Below are 17,195 nucleotides of genomic sequence, written 5' to 3'. Positions count from 1 at the left end.
GCCCTTAGTAAAAAGTATAAATCAATTTACTTCAAATTCCAAAAATTCTTTTTCGACAATTTCTATTTTACATTGTCCATTTGTCATTTCAGTCATCCAATCAGAGAAATTGGATTCATCCTCTGCTTTTACATACACATGGACTTCTACAGAATCTGCATAGTTAATATCTTTTAAAGGATATTCTGAATTGCGCACTTCATTTTCGACTTTACCTAACCAATTGTAGTCAATTGATACTTTCATCAGATGATGTAGCTTACGCTCTACCACTTTTGCTGCTGTAACTCCTTCTGTAGTAGCTTTTCCATATGCTCGAATTAGACCGCCGCCACCTAGTTTAATACCACCGAAATACCGAGTAACAACTACGACAGTATCTTTAATACCTTGCTTCTTTAGAACTTCAAGCATTGGCACCCCTGCAGTTCCACTAGGTTCCCCATCATCATTGGCTTTTTGGATGTTATCGTGTTCCCCAATAATATAAGCAGAACAGTTATGAGTAGCATCTTTATGCTTTACTTTGATAGAATTAATAAAATCTTGCGCTTCCTCCTCAGTCTCAGCTCGATTCACATAAGTAAGGAAGCGTGATTTTTGGATGATAATCTCACTTTCCCCATAGCCTTTGACTGTATGATAATCATTTCTCATGTTTTTTGGGTCCTCCTTGAGTAATTTGAAATATAGTTGTAAACTAATTTTAATTTATTTTTAGTCACTTAGTGCTATAATAGGGTTTGTCACCCGTAATGAATGAAGACTCATTTGCAAAAAACAAAGGAGAAAAACAGATGACGAATAAGAATTTTGATACAAAATCGTTAGATGTTATTTTCGATCGAATGGTAGAAGTAATGGATCATTCAAAAAAGGATATATTCATTATAAGCGAACAGAGTCGTCAAAGCTTCGAAGAAATGAAAGTTGAATTAGAAATAATTCGAGGTAACATTGAAACCGTTATTATTGAAGGGGATTTACTAGAATCGAAATCACGTTTAGCTAGAAATCGCCTAGCAGAAGTATCTAAAAACTTTGAAACGTACGACGAACCTCAAATTCGGAATGCTTATGAAACTGCCAATGAGATTCAAATTAACCTACTGATAAAAAGAACAGAGGAAAGACAACTTCGTCTTAGAAGAGATGAATTAGAACGCAGATTACAGGGCTTACTGGAAATGATCGAACGTGCGGATCAACTAGTCAATCAAGTAAATATAGTAATGAATTATTTAACTTCTGACTTAAAAGATGTGGGAGTTGCACTTGAAAACGCAAAAATCAAACAAGATTTCACCCTGAAAATTATCGAAGCACAAGAGGAAGAGCGCAAAAGACTTTCTCGTGAAATACACGACGGTCCAGCCCAAATGCTTGCGAATGTGTTACTTAGAACAGATTTAATTAATCTTACATATCAGCAGCGTGGCGGAGACGAAGCGATGAAAGAGATCAATGAACTGAAAGATATGGTTCGAAATGCACTTTCAGAAGTTCGTCGAATAATTTATGATCTTCGCCCAATGGCACTAGATGATTTAGGATTGGTTCCTACGCTTAAAAAGTATATATCAACAATTCAAGAATACAATCCAACGTGTATGATACATTTTCAATCATATGGAGAAGAACAACGTCTCCAACCAAATTTTGAAGTAGCCATTTTCCGACTAATCCAAGAGTCCTTAACTAACGGTATTAAGCACGGAAAGTTTAAAGAGGCTTGGGTAAAAGTAGAATGGTTGAAACAAAAAATAAATATTATCGTCAAAGATAATGGAAAAGGCTTCGATCCAAATGAAGCAAAAGAAAAATCATTTGGATTAATTGGTATGCGAGAGCGAGTGGATTTACTCGATGGAACGATGAAAATAATATCATCTCCAGGAAAGGGAGCAACCATTTTGTTTAGTATTCCGATAAATGAGGAATAATAACTACAGTGTTTTTATAGGAGGAAATGACGATGACAAAAATTATAATAATAGATGACCACCAACTTTTTAGAGAAGGCGTAAAGCGTATTTTAGATTTTGAAGATTCTTTTGACGTAATTGCAGAAGGAGATGACGGTAGCGACGTTCTTCGTTTATATGAACAACATATTCCAGACGTTGTATTAATGGATATTAATATGCCAACTAAAAATGGTGTTGATGCAACTGCTGAATTACTTGAAAAATATCCGGAAGCTAAAGTTATAATGCTATCTATCCATGACGACGAATCTTATGTAACACATGCGCTTAAAACTGGTGCTCTTGGTTACATGCTAAAAGAAATGGATGCTAACGCAATTGTCTCTGCTATCAAAGTAGTAGCACAAGGCGGTTCATACTTACATCCAAAGGTAACTCGCAATCTAGTTGCTGAATTCCGTCGCCTAAGCGAACGTGAAAATAAAGGAAACTTCCATCAAACAGAAATTCGCCGTCCATTCCACTTACTTACGAAACGTGAATGCGAAGTGCTACAACTGTTAACAGATGGACAAAGTAACCGTACAATTGGTGAAACACTTTTCATCTCTGAAAAAACCGTAAAAAACCACGTATCCAGCATTCTACAAAAAATGAACGTAAACGACCGTACCCAAGCCGTAGTAACCGGCATCAAAAACGGTTGGGTCGAAGTACGATAATAAAAAATGGGAAACCTCTCGCGAATTAGTGAGAGGTTTTTTTATTTACGTGAAAAATATTGCTCCTATTCATGAGAATGTAGCGAGAAATCTAATAAATGTTGCGAATAACAGTGGATATATTGCGAGTTACGTTGCTAATGTTGCGTATAACAAAAATATTGCGCATATGGACCAAAATATAGCGAGTAAGCGAGTAGATGTTGCGACTAATTAAGGTTATATAGCGAATAACAAACCTTATATAGCGCAATAATAATTAATCGCTCTTCAACTATCTTTACTTATAAAATATCTAGCGGGACCTGATCCACATGCTTGTAAATTCATAGCGTTAAGCATCCGAGATGCAGAGTGAATAGATTTAACTCCACAAAATTTGCGAAAATCTTTATTAGTAATTTCTTTCTTGATTAGCCAAAAATATTCTTCTACAGCGGAAATATGGGCATATCGATTATTTTTATTACAGGCTAAACAAGTCCAGGTTGTAGAAATACGCTCCATTCCAATAACACCACAACTGGGACACTCAACTCCTTGAATTATGTCGTTTGGAGAAATATGATAATGCTCGCATAGGGGCGAATACACAAAAGCGGATTGTTTCTTTTGAATCAGTTTTTCAATGGACTCAAAATCTAACAGAAGGGAAGGGGAATTAATATTCAAGTGTATGATTTTTTCGATAATGCTTTCTAATTTAAATAGAGGATAATGCGATGGCTTATTTCGGATTCGACATGATTTTGATGTCATGACGATGGCTCCAGATACTTTAAGTTCAGGGAACGACTTGTTTAAGAATTCTTTCATAAAACGAATATTACGCATTAATTGATAATATGGATTCGGAAAAGATTTTTCAATACTCTTCTATTCTATAAAATTCCTCAGTGTCTATATCAAAATTTAAATTTCCACTCATATTTTTAGACTCTATCACGATACAGCAACTGTCCGTCACAACAATACAATCGATTTGCACCCTCCAAATCATCTATATGCAATCCCACATCAGAAAATATTCGAAATGGGCCAGGTAACCTCAACTCCTTAAGCTTCCTTAAGAGTCGTTCCTCACCTCTGATTCCAGCTTCTTTTTTCCTAATTTCATTACGAATAAATTCCTTCATTCCACTATCAACACGCAATCTTTTCAACAATGCTAAATGTCTTTCCAAAGAACCACCTCCTATGTACCTATACTATACATACCATTACCATAATTTTCTACCTATCTCTCACGGAACTAATTAATTGAGTTTTCGTCCTAGATATGACAAAATAACCTCAGCAGGAGGAGAGAACTAGATGAAATTTATGCACGCACTTATACTCGCAGCAACCGTGTTCACGCTAGCTGCATGCAATAGCAATGAGGAAGAAGCAACAAATAGTGGCTCTGCGAATAATGCGCCCACGGATGCACAATCGGTAACGGATCACGGTGCAAAAGATAAAGCAGCGGAAGAAGTTGGTTTTGAAATGGCCGGAGGGAATATAGAAGAAGCGACAAATGTCCCAGAAGAAGAAAAAACCGCTATCCTCGAAGCATTCAATGAATACATGGAAGCATTTAATGTAGAAGATATTAACCGCTACATGAATACCATTTCCAAAAATCCAGAAGGTTTTAACTATGCAGATGAAAAAACAGTAGTACAAGAAACATTCACGGAGTATGATACGATTCGAAAAGCTGAAAACACGACAATCATCAAATACGATAAATCCCAAGCGCAAGTATTTGCGAACATTAACATCGCACTATCACAACCAAGTACTGGAGCAAAGCTCGATCGTGATGGTCGTCAAGTAACAGTTTTCGCAAAAGAAGATGGCAAATGGCTTGTCACAAGCGTCTATTTTATAGGCGAATCATCTGAATAATACATTTAACATACTCTCGATATGACAAATATCATGTCGAGGGTATTTTTGTGCTTTCATTTACCCTTGACATTCAGTACACTAAATAATAGGAGTGTGATTTTTTACATGAAAACGGTAGTAGTAACGGACAGCACAGCCTATATCCCAAAAGAAATTCGCGATAAACTCAACATTCGCATGGTTCCACTTAGCGTGGTCTTCGGAAATGAAACATATCGAGAAGAAATAGACATTAATACAATAGAGTTTTATGATAAAATCCGAAACGAGCGTGCGCTTCCCAAAACGTCGCAACCAGCACTCGGAGACTTTGTTAAAACCTTTGAAGAACTTTCGAAAGAATACGACGCAGTCATTTCCATCCATCTATCGAGCGGTATCAGCGGTACGCTTGCAGGAGCAAAGCAAGCTGGTGAGATGGTTGAAGAAATTGAAGTGTACACATTTGACTCAGAAATTTCCTGCATGGTTCAAGGCTTTTATGTTCTTCGTGCTGCTGAGATGGCACAAGCAGGTGTCCATCCAAACGAAATTCTAAACGAACTAAATGTAATGAAAGAAACAACTCGTGCGTACTTCATGGTGGACAACCTCGACCATCTACATCGAGGTGGTCGCTTAAACGGTTTCGAACGTGTCATAGGCTCTGTTCTTCAAGTGAAGCCAATCCTTCACTTTGAAAACAAAGTCATCGTGCCTTATGAAAAAGTCCGCACACGCAAAAAAGCGATGAAACGTATTGCAGACATGCTTCAAGAGGACGCAAACAAATATGCAAAACTGCAAGCAACTATCATCCATGCAAACAACGAACAAGAAGCCATCGCTTGGAAAAACGAGTTAGAAGCACTTCTTCCCAACGTTCAATTTACAATCAGCTACTTTGGACCTGTAATTGGAACTCACCTTGGTGAGGGCTCGATGGGTCTAGGATGGGTGAAAATCGACTAGCAAAAAGTTAGGAAGATGCCCATGAACAAACAATTACAACAATTTCTCACTGGCCGCATATGGCTTCGCGAACACACCCCATTTCCAAGCGAAGCCATCGATGCCCACATCGACAGTGGCCACATCCACCTCAAACCCGGGATCCACACGAACCAAAGCAATTTTCTATTTTGGCAATTAAAGAATTATGTATGTAACAGATGCCACAACTCAAATCCAAACTTATTTCACACATTTCAATGTGCTCGTTGTAATAAAAAATGCATTTATTGCCGCCACTGTATTCGGATGGGGCGGGTGAGTAGTTGTTCAGAGTTACTTCTTTGGAGCAAAGAGCATGCACGCGGCGCGAACGAGCATGAGTTTGACTGGAAAGGCCGACTTACATTCCTTCAACAAAAGGCAAGTGAAGAGCTCCTGGCAAGTGTCCGTCAAAACCAATCCCACTTATTACATGCAGTTTGCGGAGCAGGTAAAACAGAACTACTATTTCCATCTATATTTGCTAGTTTACAAGAAGGAAAACGAGTATGCGTCGCAGCACCTCGTACAGATGTGATATTAGAATTATTCCCACGCTTTCAAAAAGTCTTCCCTAAAACAACAATCCACGCATTATATGGTGGAGCCCCCAACCAAGAAGGGTTTGCCGATTTAATACTCGCAACAACCCATCAGCTTTACCGTTTTGAAAATGCATTCGATGTTGTGTTTGTAGATGAAGCAGATGCCTTTCCGTATTACGCTGATGAAACCCTAAGGCGAGCAGTCACAAAAGCGGCAAAAAAGAATGCAGCCATCCATTATGTAACAGCCACTCCTACCAAATCCTTGAAAACTACCAACCAATCTATTCTTTCCAAAAGATATCATGGACATAATTTACCTGTTCCAAGGTTCAGCGGACTCTGGGGCTACGCAAGACAATTGAAAAAGGGGAAAGTTCCAACTAAATTGCAACAATGGATCGAAGAAAAAACAAAAAATAATATTCCGTTTCTTGTCTTTCTACCAACAATTGAAATGCTCGAAAACTTTCCAGGAGTTTTACCTAGAGTTCATGCAGAACATCCTGAGCGAAAAGAGATTGTTATGCAACTTCGAGAAAAGAAAATACCAGGACTACTAACAACCACTATTTTAGAAAGAGGCATAACAATAGAAAATGTACATGTAGCAGTAGTTGGAGCGGAGCAACAAATCTTTACTTCTAGTGCACTTATCCAAATAAGTGGAAGAGTCGGTCGTTCTTTTCAGTATCCAAATGGTGACATTGTCTTTTTCCATCACGGAATTACACATGAAATGGACAAAGCAAAAGAGTCAATCGAAAGGTGGAATGAAGCATGAATTGTTTACTATGTGGAAGCATCTTTCAATCACCCCCTACATGGAGCAAATTGATTCTATATGAAATAGAAGCCGCTTCTTGTAAAAGATGTTTAAGTAAATTTGAAAAAGCCGATGACCGATTCGACCTTTCTGATTTTGAAGGTACTCCCTACGAGGGAGCACTAAATTCAGTGACAGCTCTTTATTCATACAACGAAGCAATGAAAAGCTATTTGCACCAGTATAAATTTTTACAAGATGTTGCATTAGCCAATGTATTTGCTGAAGAGATTCGTCTTTTATTCGAGAAAAGGGAAGGAATTGTAGTACCAATCCCCATGCATCCAGTAAAGCTACTAACAAGAACATTCGCCCAAGTGGACGAACTATTAATTTGTGCAGGGCTTCCATTTCAGCACCTACTTGCTAAAACTGAAACAGCTGAACAAGGAAAGAAATCAAAAAAGGAAAGACTGGAGGCAAGTCCCCTTTTCGAAGTAACTGGCAAGGTAGAAGCGAAAACCTATGTTTTATTCGATGATATTTACACAACCGGTACTACGATGCATCATGCAGCTAAGGTTTTGAAGGAAGCCGGTGCAAGTAAAATAGAAGCAATTACTTTAATAAAGGGATAATCTGCCGATATAAAAAGAAAAGCGAAAGGCGCCTGTTTAGCTGCGACAAGCACACGCCTTTGGTGCGACGAGCTTGCGCAGGAGCAAATGTCGATTTACGAGGAGGCAGTTCTTCAGCCACCGCAGAAATGATTTTCTGCGACGAGCTTGCGCAGGAGCAAAACGGCATTTGACCTAGAGCGGCTGGCGCCTGAAGACTAGACAGTAATCAAATAAGGAAGTTAAACTGTCTAATTTGTAAAAATTGAACTTGGAGGGAATCCATCATGGGAGAACTTAAAAATTGTCCAACTTGCGGAGAATTTTTTAACTATACAGGAATTAGAGAAGTATGTAACAACTGTGCAATGAATGAAGAAAAACAATATGAGGTAGTTTACCGCTTCTTGCGCAAGCGTGAAAACCGTGCCGCAACAATTGAAAGAATAGTAGAGGCAACTGGTGTGGAAGAAGCACTTCTACACAAATGGGTACGTAAAAATCGCTTGCAACCAGCGATGTTCCCAAACCTTGGGTATCCATGTGACAATTGTGGTAGAATTACGAACCAAGGAAAACTATGCAAAAGCTGTACGGAAGAACTTAAATCAGGACTCCGTCAATTTGATGCAGCAAAAGAATTTCGAGATAAAGTTGCCAATCAAGACAATGGTACCTATCATATGGATGGCAAAAGGAAATAAGGTATTAGTTATTAATACCTAAACTATAGGTGTTAAGCTATTTCGTACAAAAGACTCTAAAAACATCCCTGTTCTAACCGAAATAAGGTATATATACTTCGTAAATGAAAAGGGGAGGACACAGATATGAAAATATCAAACATTGGTTTAAATCAAGTAAACCCATATAAACGCAATCAACAACAAACTGAAAAAGTACAAAATGCTTCCAAAGCATCTACGGATCAATTAGAAATTTCTTCTGTAGCGAAAAGCATGCAAACTAAATCTCCAGTAGAGGTAGAACAGGCTGAACGCGTTCAAGCAATAAAAGCGCGAATAGATGCTGGGACATATAAAGTAGATGCAAAACAACTTGCATCAAACATCCTCAATTATTACCGTATCTAAAAGGAGACAATAGGAATGTCCATTGAAAAGATATTGCAAGCTCTAACGAAACTTGAAATGCTACATAAAAGTTTACTAGAAATTGCATATAAAAAAACAGAAGCAATTAAAACTGGGGACATGGACAGTCTAAACCAACTGCTCAAGGACGAGCAGGCACACGTAGCAGGAATTTCTCAGCTTGAACAACAGCGCCAATTAGAGGTAACGGATTACCTTCGAGCAAAAGGAATTGCTCCGATTGACAACCCAACTGTTGCACATGTCTTAGAAAATACCAACACTAACGAAGAAAAAGAGCAATTAGGAGCAGCGAGAAACAAACTACTTCTTACGCTAGAGACTCTAAAATACCAAAACGACCTAAACCAGAAACTTACACTTCAATCACTTCAATTTGTTAATTTAACATTGGATATGCTACGCCCAAAACCAGATCAAATAAACTATTCGAAATCTGAAGTACGTGGTCCCTCAAAAGACAAAACATACTTCGATTCACAAGCATAAGGAGGCCAACCCATGCGCTCCACATTTATGGGACTAGAAGCAAGTAAACGAGGACTATTCACTCAACAATCAGCTCTATACACAACTGGACACAATATCTCCAATGCCAACACATTAGGCTACTCACGCCAACGCGTGAATATGGAAGCTACACTCGGCTATCCAGGCACAGGGCTAAACGCCCCTAAAACACCAGGCCACATTGGGACAGGTGTACAAGCTCAATCTGTTCAACGGATTAGGGATGCTTTCATTGATCGTCAATATAGACAAGAGTCTAACAAGTTGGGCTATTGGGAATCAAGATCTCAAGCAATCACCCAAATGGAAGATATTATGTCTGAGCCATCTGAATTTGGTTTGAATGAATCATTAAATCAATTTTGGAAATCACTTCAAGATTTAAGTACAAATCCTGAAAATGCAGGTACTCGTAAAGTAGTCGTACAACGTGGAATTGCGGTTGCAGAATCTTTTAACTATATGCATAAGCAACTTTCAGATATCCAAGGGAATTTAAAAAATGAAATTCTCGTATCAACTAAGGATGTAAATTCCATTTTGAAGCAAATCGCATCTATTAATGAACAAATTCAACAAATTGAACCTAATGGATATATGCCGAATGATTTGTATGATTCTCGCGATGTACTTTTAGATGAACTTTCTCAGTACTTCCCGATTGAAGTGGAATATACTAAATCTGGTGGGAACTCACTGCCTATTGCAGAGGGCACAGTTAAAGTTTCCATTAAAACGAATGGCGGATTAGTGGAAGTAGTTGACGGAAAAGACGCTGCTTCAATAACAGCAGTAGGTATGAATGATAATACTAATTTTGAACCTTTTACACAGTTTACTGTAGCTGCGAATGGTAATGCGGCTGGAGGACCACCGATTAATTATAGCGATTTAGAAAAGAGTAAGGGTAAATTGCTTTCTTTAATTGATTCGTATGGATATACAAATGGTGGTACTACTACTGGATATTATCCAGAAATGCTTACGAATCTTGATAAAATGGCGAAAGCATTTGCTGAAGAATTCAATAAGATTCATGCAAACGGGAATCCATTACCTGGAAAAACGAAGGAAAATGATTTCTTTGAATTTACAAATGGAGCAAGTGATATTAAAGTTCGAGACATTTTTGAAACTGATCCTGGCCTTATCAATGCTTCATCCTCGCCAGATGAAGAAGGTAATGGCGGAAATTCATTACTACTATCTAATATGAAATTTAATTCACTTACTGGCCTAGGCGGTGCTACTGTTCAAACTTTTTATCAATCCATTATAGGTCAAATGGGAGTAGATGGAGAGCAAGCTGCACGACTTCAATACAATTCAGCGACTATCAAATTAACAGTCGAGAATAATCGTGCCTCTTTTAGTTCCGTCTCTTTAGATGAAGAAATGACAAATATGATCACATTTCAGCAAGCATATAACGCAAATGCACGTATGATTACGGTGATTGATGAGACACTTGACAAAATTATCAACGGCATGGGCCGTGTTGGATTATAACTAGGGGGTACTAAACAAACATGCGCGTAACCCAATCAATGCTTTCAAATAACATGCTTCGTAACTTATCAAATAGCTATAATAAAATGGGAACACTGCAAGAACAGTTAAACTCTGGAAAAAAGATTACCAGACCTTCACAAGATCCGGTAGTAGCGATAAAAGGTATTGGTTATCGTACTGATATAGGTAAAGTAGAACAATATCAGCGTAATCTTGGAGAGGTAAACAACTGGTTAGATAGCTCTGATGATGCATTAGATAAAGTAGGAATTGCCTTAAGACGGGTACAAGAACTCGTTACACAAGCATCAACTGATACAATAACTCCAGAAGATCGAACAAAAATTGAAAAAGAAATTACTCAAATAAAAGGTCAAATACGTGACATGGGAAATACTAAGGTTGGTGACAAGTATATCTTTAGTGGAACAAAAACGTTAGAACCTTTATTTACAGACACAACCTTGGCTGGAGAGAACATTGTTCCGCCAGGAGGAAGCACATATCCAACGGATTCAACTATAACTAGCTATGAATCTTCTGTAAATATTGAAGTATATGATGGTGTTCAAATTACTGTAAACACTAATGGTTATGATATTTTTAGTAAGATCGATGAAATGATGATAAACTTAGAAGCTGATTTGAAAGATCCTACAAAGGCGGGATCTGACTTTGGTCCCTATCTATCTACTATAAGTGATAATCAAAATCTTGTTTTAGGAGCACGTGCTGATATTGGTGCTCGTCAAAATAGAGTGGAAATGATGGAAAATAGACTTGGAACACAAGAAGTAATTGTAACAAAACAGTTATCAAATAATGAAGACATTGATTATGAAAAGGCCATTACTGAATTAATAACTCAAGAATCAATTCACAGTGCTGCCCTTTCAGTTGGTGCTCGCATTATCCAACCATCATTAATAGATTTTTTAAGATAATAAAAAAGCGTTTGGACAACTCGTTCAAACGCTTTCTTTAAAGGATGTTGACTATGAGAATTCCACAAATTCAAATACAAACAACAAAAGGTCAACTTGGTTTAAATATCGAGAAACCAAGCCAGCATATTGAACAACCTAAAGCTGATTTACAAATTAGACAACCAGCAGCTGAAGTATCTATTCGAACTACAGACGGTCAGCTTCATATTGACTCTTCTCAAGCAAGAAGAGACTTAGGATTAATAGCACCACTAGAATTTAGTAGAAATTATGCACAAAAAGGAAGGCAAGCAGTCCTTTCGGGTATTGCTAGACGTGCTAGAGAAGGCGAACAACTAGCTAGTATTGAGAATGGTGGTAATGCTATACAAGCAATTGCTGCCTCTAAGGTAATTCCTCAAAAAAAAGCACTTGGTATTAAATTTGTTCCATCTATTGGATCTGTCAAAACCACTTATACTCCAGCTAGTATAGACATAAATGTGCAAACAAATAAAGCTCAAATTAGCGCTACTGTTAATAAACCAATTCACAACTATACACAAGGTAAAGTATCGGGCTATATGATGCAGTACCCTTCAATAGAAATAGACGTAATTGTCTAAAAGGAGCTAACTATGAATATTGAAACTAAATTTCTAGGAGAAGTTACAATTGAAGATAAGGAAATTATTCATTTTCCTTACGGATTGCCGGGATTTGAAGATATAACAGAATTTGTTATTCTGCCATTAGAAAAAGATTCTCCTTTTGCTATTCTACAATCTATCAAACAACAAGAGATAGGCTTCGTTATAGCTCTGCCATTTGTCTTTAAGCAAGACTATGCATTCGATGTTATGGAAGAAGACAAAGAAGAATTGAAAATAGAGACACCAGAAGATTTAATCACCTATTCAATTGTTACTTTAAAAGAACCTTTTAATAATTCGACATTAAACTTACAAGCCCCAGTATTAATCAATCACAAACAAAAGATTGCTAAACAACTAGTATTACAAGATGGAAATATATATCCATTACGATTCCCTATCGAAGGGAGCAAACTCTAATGCTTGTACTTTCACGAAAAAAAGATGAATCCATAATGATTGGTGATCAGATAGAACTTAAAATTTTGAGTATAGATGGAGATCAGGTAAAGGTAGGAATCGTTGCTCCAAAAAAAATCAAGGTCTATCGTTCTGAAGTATATGAAAGCATTCAAAATCAAAATAAAGAATCCTTAAAAGTAACTAAATCAATTTTAGAACAAATTTCTAAAAAAAATCTTTAAAAAACTATTAAACATTTCTAAATAAGTACGATACTTATTATGTAAGGCAGAAATGGGCGGCCGACCTTATACTGCCAAACACATTCCACATGGATGTGGAACTAAAAAACCAAAATTCAAGGAGGAATCTCACAATGAGAATTCAACACAATATTTCAGCTTTAAATACACACAGAAACTTAACAGCTAACCAATCACAATCTTCTAAAAACCTTGAGAAATTATCTTCAGGTTACAAAATCAACCGCGCTGGAGACGACGCTGCTGGTCTTGCTATCTCTGAAAAAATGCGTGGACAAATCCGCGGTTTAGATATGGCTTCTAAAAACGCTCAAGATTCAATCTCTTTAATTCAAACAGCTGAAGGTGCTCTTAACGAAACACACTCTATCCTTCAACGTATGCGTGAATTAGCAGTTCAATCTTCAAATGATACAAACGTAACTGCTGACCGTGTTGCAATCCAATCGGAAATCAATGCATTAGCTTCAGAAATTACTCGTATTGCTGATAATACTGAATTTAATACTCAGAACTTATTGGGTGGTGGTTTCAGTGGGAAAACGTTCCATATTGGTGCCAATTCTGGTCAATCAATTACACTTACAATTGCAACAATGGACGCTGGCGCTTTAAGTGTAAACGCACTTAAATTAACAAACCAATCTGGTGCTGATGATGCAATTACTACAATTAATAAAGCTATTGAAACAGTATCAACACAGCGTTCATCTTTAGGTGCTGTTCAAAACCGTTTAGAACACACTATTAACAACCTTGGTGCTACATCTGAAAACTTAACTGCTGCTGAATCTCGTATTCGTGACGTAGATATGGCTAAAGAAATGATGGCATTTACTAAAAATAATATCTTGACTCAAGCAGCTCAATCTATGCTAGCTCAAGCTAACCAACAACCACAAGGTGTTCTACAATTACTTCAATAATTTAATTTAAAAAAGGCTGAACTTCATTTTTTTGAAGCTCGGCTTTTTTTTTACCTTTATTTATTCGAATATAAACCGATAATAAAAGGGAGGTGTATTTATGAATAAAGACTTTAAAATAGAAAGAATATTAACAAAATCAGGGATAATGACAGTGAAAGTAAATGGTTTTTTTTTACATAGTAAATATGATCCTTTAAAGGAAGCGGAACAATTCATCGAAAAAAAATATAAACCTAATAATTTGCATATTTTATTTGGGTATGGGCTTGGACATTTTGCAAATAAATTAAAAGAGAAATTTAATGAACAAGATGAACTATTGATAATAGATCCTTTAGCAAAAATGTTTAGTGATAATCCAGAAATCGAAATAATTAGTGAAATTTATGATGAAAAATTTATAATGCTTCTGGAAAGTAAAATTAATAAATTTAATAGACGAATACAAATTATTTCATCTCCAAATTATGATAAATTAATGGAAGAACAATATAGAGACTTGTTAAAAATGACGAAAGATAGAATTAACCTTAATAGGGTGAGTGAGAATACAGTACGTTCCTTTGCAGAAATTTGGCAGAGAAATTATATATATAATTTGTATAATACAACAAGAGATAAATCATTATTAACATTAAAAGATAAATATAATCTCCCTGTAATAATTGCTTCTGGGGGGCCTTCACTTACGAAACAGTTGCCATTATTAAAAGAAATAAGCAATTACGCAATTATTATTGCTGCAGGTTCAACTATAAATACTTTATTAAAAAATAATATTCAACCTGATTTTGTTGTTTCGGTTGATGGTTCAGAGAATAATTATTATCATTTTAAAGATTTAAATCTTAATGACACAAAATATATCTATAGTTTTTATAGTCATTATAGTATACGTGAGAGTTTTGTATGTGATGCTTATATATTTGATACTACAGGAAGTTCAATAGTAAAAAAACATTTAACTCATTTAACTGATATGGAATATCCCTCTTTACTAGGAGGAGGGTCGGTTGCTAATTATGCATTTACAATAGCAAATTATATCTCAAATGGACCTATCGCTCTAATTGGACAGGATTTAGCATATACAGACAATAAAACGCATGCTGAATATAATAAAAACTTTTTTGAAATAGATGAGGACTTTAAGAAAAAAAGAGGGATTTTTTCTACTGAAGGATATTATGGAGAGGAAGTTTTAACTGATTATGTTTTCTTTTCCATGAAAAATAGCTTTGAAAAGTTAAGATCTTTGGCTGAAAAAGATAGGAAGATATTTAATTGCACTGAAGGTGGCATATTATTAAAAGGATTTTCTCAGATTTCTTTTAGAGACTTTTGTGATGAATATATTAATACTAATTCTAAAAAGGATAAAATATTAGAGGATGTTAATCCAGTTCAAACTCATTTAAATAAACAATTGCATCTTATTGAAAAAATGGAGATAGAAGTAAGTAAATATAAATCGATTCAACAGATTTTAATGGATAGCCTAAAAGTTCTATCTTTAAATAAATCAGCAACAAATTTTTCTACGAAGGTTCTTAAAAGGTTGAATAATAATGATGAAAAATTGAAAAAGTTATGTGAAGAAGTGTCATTTGTTAGTATATTTGAGCCACTTACTTTAAATATACAAAACAACTATCTACCGTTGCCAAATGAAACTTCTGAAGAGAAATATAATAGAGTTTTTAGTCAAAACAAAGAATTATACACTGGATTAATTGAAGCGGTCGACTTAACTAATGAATATACCAATCAATTAATATTAAAAATTACTAAAGATATAAAGGATGAAAATTATGGATAAATTAATAAAAGAAACAATGGAAAGCTATAATGATTACTTAAAAAAATTACCTAATGGTTGCCAAAAAGTAGCGGATGATATTAGACAAGATAATTTAAGTGAGGCTTTTCAAGGAATACTTCAATTTAGTGAGGGAGCTACTTGGTTGGTCGACGCTAATTTACTACTCGAAAAGAATTCTTTTTTAAATCCAATTAATCCAGAAAAAATAAATGAATATTTAAATGAAATTAATAGTGGATTAGAAATACAAGATTATGTTATTGTGGCAGATATGTTTGAATACGAGATTAAGCCTTTTTTTGAAGAATGTTCATTTTATGATTTAAGTGAGATAAAATGAATTTTGAAATCGAGTTTGCTAGAAATGGCGAATATACTTTAAAACTAAATAATAAATACGTATATAGTAAATATAATCCAAAAAGTGATGCTCAAAAGTTTATTGAAAATGAACTAGAACCCGCTGCAGTTGGATATTTATTAGTAGGTTTAGGTATTGGGTATCATTTAGAGGCTCTTGCTAATATCTATCCAAATAAAAAGATTATAGTTATCGTTTTAGATGCAAGAGAAATGGAAATTTATAATAATTATGCTCTAAATAAGCATCTTCTCAATTCTAAAAATATTGAAATAATTAATCATTCTAAAATTGAGCATGATATAGTGAATTTTCAAGTAATAATACCGAATTCTTGGATTAACGCAATAGGAGTGGAACATCCACTTTTCTTCCAACTGGAAGATATTAAAATCAGACAAATGAGCTATAAATCTAAGAAAGATTTACTTGAAAAGAACTTTAGACAAAATATATTGAATAATGATATTTCTATTCTAGGCTTTAAAAAAGTTTTTGAAAAAATGTCTGCTTGTTTAGTTGCTGCTGGGCCATCATTGGATGAATCTATTGAATTAGTTAAAGCAGCAAAGCGAAAATGCTTTATATTATGTGTCGGCTCAGCTTTAAAGGTATTATTAAAGCAAAATATAGTCCCAGACGCAATTATCATTACGGATCCATTGCTTCAGGTAGTAAAACAAATAGAAGACACAAATTATACTGGTCCATTGTTTTACTTATCTACGGCAAATAACGAAATGACATTGCACCATCAGGGTAAACGTTTTATTCTTTTTCAAGAAGGTTACCCTTTATCAGAAGAAAATATTGTGCGATTTGAAAGCGAATTAATTGAAACAGGAGGATCGGTGGCAACAACGGGTCTCTCTTTATTAGAATATATGGGTTTTAATGATATATATTTATTTGGGCAAGATTTGGGATTTAAAGGTGAATATACTCATTCTCAACAATCAACCTCTGGTATCAAAGTAAAAAGTAATTTAGAGTTTAGAAAAGTTTTATCAAATAACAATGAATATATTAAAACAACATCTAATTTAAATACTTATCATAGATGGATTGCTAGGAAAGTAAAAAGTTCATCTATAAATATATTTAATATGTCATTAAATGGAGCGAAAATTGAAGGAATTCAATATATTGATGATAGAAATTTTTACTACAATATAGAGAAGTTACCAACTATTAATTTTACTAAAATACTATTAAGCGAATAAAATCAGAGCACTATAGAAGAACTATTATTAAAT

Annotated in this window: 23 protein-coding genes; 19 read left to right on the top strand and 4 right to left on the bottom strand. The window is 35.3% G+C overall.

Features of this window, described 5'->3' with window-relative positions:
• Positions 1–21: 21 nt before the first annotated feature.
• Positions 22–657 carry a YigZ family protein gene (locus P2Q73_RS05235; RefSeq protein ID WP_056827687.1) on the bottom strand — a complete coding sequence of 212 codons (636 nt, stop codon included), beginning with the start codon at positions 655–657 and terminating at the stop codon, positions 22–24.
• 140 nt (positions 658–797) lie between these two features.
• On the opposite strand from P2Q73_RS05235, the gene P2Q73_RS05230 reads away from it, so the two are divergent.
• Genes P2Q73_RS05230 through P2Q73_RS05220 form a run of 3 tightly spaced genes read left to right on the top strand, consistent with a single transcriptional unit; the run spans position 798 to position 2,867 of the window.
• Entirely contained in the window at positions 798–1,943 is a 1,146-nt protein-coding gene (locus P2Q73_RS05230) for a sensor histidine kinase (protein WP_056827685.1), read from the top strand.
• A gap of 32 nt (positions 1,944–1,975) precedes the next feature.
• The gene (locus P2Q73_RS05225; protein WP_053590324.1) at positions 1,976–2,650 is read left to right on the top strand and encodes a response regulator; all 675 of its coding nucleotides are present in this window, start codon (positions 1,976–1,978) and stop codon (positions 2,648–2,650) included.
• A gap of 49 nt (positions 2,651–2,699) precedes the next feature.
• Positions 2,700–2,867 (top strand): hypothetical protein, encoded by a 168-nt coding sequence (locus P2Q73_RS05220; protein ID WP_275784650.1) that lies wholly within the window; start codon positions 2,700–2,702, stop codon positions 2,865–2,867.
• Between the two features lie 53 nt (positions 2,868–2,920).
• Here the strand turns inward: P2Q73_RS05220 and P2Q73_RS05215 are convergent, their stop codons facing one another.
• From P2Q73_RS05215 to P2Q73_RS05210, 3 genes are all read right to left on the bottom strand, one after another.
• On the bottom strand, positions 2,921–3,409 hold the full coding sequence (locus P2Q73_RS05215; protein ID WP_275784648.1) for a hypothetical protein: 489 nt from the start codon (positions 3,407–3,409) through the stop codon (positions 2,921–2,923).
• 106 nt (positions 3,410–3,515) lie between these two features.
• Entirely contained in the window at positions 3,516–3,596 is an 81-nt protein-coding gene (locus P2Q73_RS20390; protein ID WP_481747141.1) for a hypothetical protein, read from the bottom strand.
• Positions 3,583–3,834: a hypothetical protein gene (locus tag P2Q73_RS05210; protein WP_275784645.1), complete on the bottom strand. Its 252-nt coding sequence runs from the start codon at positions 3,832–3,834 to the stop codon at positions 3,583–3,585. The genes P2Q73_RS20390 and P2Q73_RS05210 overlap by 14 nt, the downstream gene beginning before the upstream one ends.
• 130 nt (positions 3,835–3,964) lie before the next feature.
• Here P2Q73_RS05210 and P2Q73_RS05205 point away from each other — a divergent pair, with 130 nt between their 5' ends.
• The 16 genes from P2Q73_RS05205 (at position 3,965) to P2Q73_RS05130 (ending at position 17,162) form a co-directional block, all read left to right on the top strand.
• Entirely contained in the window at positions 3,965–4,543 is a 579-nt protein-coding gene (locus P2Q73_RS05205; protein WP_275784642.1) for a Cif family virulence factor, read from the top strand.
• A gap of 108 nt (positions 4,544–4,651) precedes the next feature.
• A complete protein-coding gene (locus P2Q73_RS05200) occupies positions 4,652–5,497 on the top strand; it encodes a DegV family protein (RefSeq protein WP_275784639.1) in 846 nt (281 codons plus the stop codon).
• A gap of 297 nt (positions 5,498–5,794) precedes the next feature.
• Entirely contained in the window at positions 5,795–6,847 is a 1,053-nt protein-coding gene (locus P2Q73_RS05195) for an ATP-dependent helicase ComFA (protein ID WP_345798829.1), read from the top strand.
• The gene (locus P2Q73_RS05190; RefSeq protein WP_275784635.1) at positions 6,844–7,467 is read left to right on the top strand and encodes a ComF family protein; all 624 of its coding nucleotides are present in this window, start codon (positions 6,844–6,846) and stop codon (positions 7,465–7,467) included. Before P2Q73_RS05195 ends, P2Q73_RS05190 begins: the two co-directional genes overlap by 4 nt.
• 266 nt (positions 7,468–7,733) lie before the next feature.
• Positions 7,734–8,150, top strand: coding sequence for a TIGR03826 family flagellar region protein (locus tag P2Q73_RS05185; RefSeq protein WP_275784633.1), 417 nt, complete (start codon positions 7,734–7,736; stop codon positions 8,148–8,150).
• Between the two features lie 126 nt (positions 8,151–8,276).
• A complete protein-coding gene (gene flgM / locus P2Q73_RS05180) occupies positions 8,277–8,540 on the top strand; it encodes a flagellar biosynthesis anti-sigma factor FlgM (RefSeq protein ID WP_275784629.1) in 264 nt (87 codons plus the stop codon).
• Positions 8,541–8,555: 15 nt separating this feature from the next.
• Complete coding sequence (locus P2Q73_RS05175) at positions 8,556–9,050, top strand: flagellar protein FlgN (protein WP_056827671.1); 495 nt, start codon at positions 8,556–8,558, stop codon at positions 9,048–9,050.
• A 12-nt stretch (positions 9,051–9,062) separates the two neighbouring features.
• The gene (flgK, locus tag P2Q73_RS05170) at positions 9,063–10,580 is read left to right on the top strand and encodes a flagellar hook-associated protein FlgK (protein ID WP_275784623.1); all 1,518 of its coding nucleotides are present in this window, start codon (positions 9,063–9,065) and stop codon (positions 10,578–10,580) included.
• Between the two features lie 20 nt (positions 10,581–10,600).
• Positions 10,601–11,527, top strand: coding sequence for a flagellar hook-associated protein FlgL (gene flgL / locus P2Q73_RS05165; RefSeq protein WP_275784620.1), 927 nt, complete (start codon positions 10,601–10,603; stop codon positions 11,525–11,527).
• 53 nt (positions 11,528–11,580) lie between these two features.
• Positions 11,581–12,135, top strand: a complete 555-nt coding sequence (locus P2Q73_RS05160) for a DUF6470 family protein (protein ID WP_275784618.1) — start codon at positions 11,581–11,583, stop codon at positions 12,133–12,135.
• Between the two features lie 12 nt (positions 12,136–12,147).
• Complete coding sequence (fliW, locus tag P2Q73_RS05155) at positions 12,148–12,582, top strand: flagellar assembly protein FliW (protein WP_275784615.1); 435 nt, start codon at positions 12,148–12,150, stop codon at positions 12,580–12,582.
• Positions 12,582–12,806 carry a carbon storage regulator CsrA gene (gene csrA / locus P2Q73_RS05150; protein WP_275784612.1) on the top strand — a complete coding sequence of 75 codons (225 nt, stop codon included), beginning with the start codon at positions 12,582–12,584 and terminating at the stop codon, positions 12,804–12,806. Before fliW ends, csrA begins: the two co-directional genes overlap by 1 nt.
• 134 nt (positions 12,807–12,940) lie before the next feature.
• Positions 12,941–13,753, top strand: a complete 813-nt coding sequence (locus P2Q73_RS05145) for a flagellin N-terminal helical domain-containing protein (RefSeq protein ID WP_275784610.1) — start codon at positions 12,941–12,943, stop codon at positions 13,751–13,753.
• Positions 13,754–13,853: 100 nt separating this feature from the next.
• Positions 13,854–15,575, top strand: coding sequence for a motility associated factor glycosyltransferase family protein (locus tag P2Q73_RS05140; protein ID WP_275784608.1), 1,722 nt, complete (start codon positions 13,854–13,856; stop codon positions 15,573–15,575).
• Complete coding sequence (locus P2Q73_RS05135) at positions 15,568–15,918, top strand: hypothetical protein (protein WP_275784606.1); 351 nt, start codon at positions 15,568–15,570, stop codon at positions 15,916–15,918. The genes P2Q73_RS05140 and P2Q73_RS05135 overlap by 8 nt, the downstream gene beginning before the upstream one ends.
• Positions 15,915–17,162, top strand: coding sequence for a motility associated factor glycosyltransferase family protein (locus P2Q73_RS05130; protein WP_275784603.1), 1,248 nt, complete (start codon positions 15,915–15,917; stop codon positions 17,160–17,162). The genes P2Q73_RS05135 and P2Q73_RS05130 overlap by 4 nt, the downstream gene beginning before the upstream one ends.
• Positions 17,163–17,195 lie beyond the last annotated feature (33 nt).

Source organism: Bacillus sp. Cr_A10 (genome assembly GCF_029222665.1).
GTDB lineage: Bacteria > Bacillota > Bacilli > Bacillales_A > Planococcaceae > Psychrobacillus.
Note: the sequence above shows the minus strand (reverse complement) of the source record. Positions and strands in the feature narration are given on the sequence as shown.